This window comes from Serratia sp. ASV30, assembly GCF_016428815.1.
Taxonomy (GTDB): domain Bacteria; phylum Pseudomonadota; class Gammaproteobacteria; order Enterobacterales; family Enterobacteriaceae; genus Chania; species Chania fonticola_C.
The window spans coordinates 1-625 of record NZ_JAELTL010000172.1 but is presented as its reverse complement, the minus strand read 5'-3'; the positions used below and the strand labels follow the sequence as shown (position 1 = coordinate 625).

Annotated in this window: 1 protein-coding gene; it reads left to right on the top strand. The window is 66.4% G+C overall.

The features are described from left to right. A partial coding sequence (locus JHD74_RS25950) for an Ig-like domain-containing protein (protein ID WP_199063902.1) occupies positions 1-625 on the top strand: 625 nt, incomplete at both ends.

The window sequence follows — 625 nt, the reverse complement described above, 5'->3', positions numbered from 1 at the left end:
GGCAACACCATCACGGTGTACAACGGCAGCAAGGCGATCGGCTCGGCCACCGTGCAGGCGGACGGCACCTGGTCACTGAAACCGAGCCTGCCACTGGCCGACGGTCTGGTGACGCTGACGGCGAAGGAAACCGACCACGTGGGTAACACCACCGTGGCTTCGCCAGAGTACGACATCCGTGTCGTGACCGTCCCACCGCAGGCCCCGACCATCACCAACGTGATGGACAATGCCGAACCGCACACCGGCGCGCTGCAGAAAGGGGATGTCACCAACGACAGCACCCCGACCCTGAACGGCACCGCCTTGGCGGGCGGCACGGTGACGGTGTTCGACAACGGAGTGGCGATTGGCTCTACCGTGGCGGACAGCAACGGTGCCTGGGCGTTTACCCCAAGCCCGGCGCTGAAGGACGGCAATCACAGCCTGAGCGCCTCGGTCACCGACAGTATCGGCCAGACCAGCCCGACCACCGGCGGCTTTGGCATTATGGTGGACACCACGCCACCGGCCCCGGCCACCGGCCTGGTGGTCACCGACGATGTGGGTAGTACGCAGGGCGCACTGGCGCCAAACGCCATCACCGATGACGCCACGCCAACCTTCACGGGCAAGGCGGAAGCGG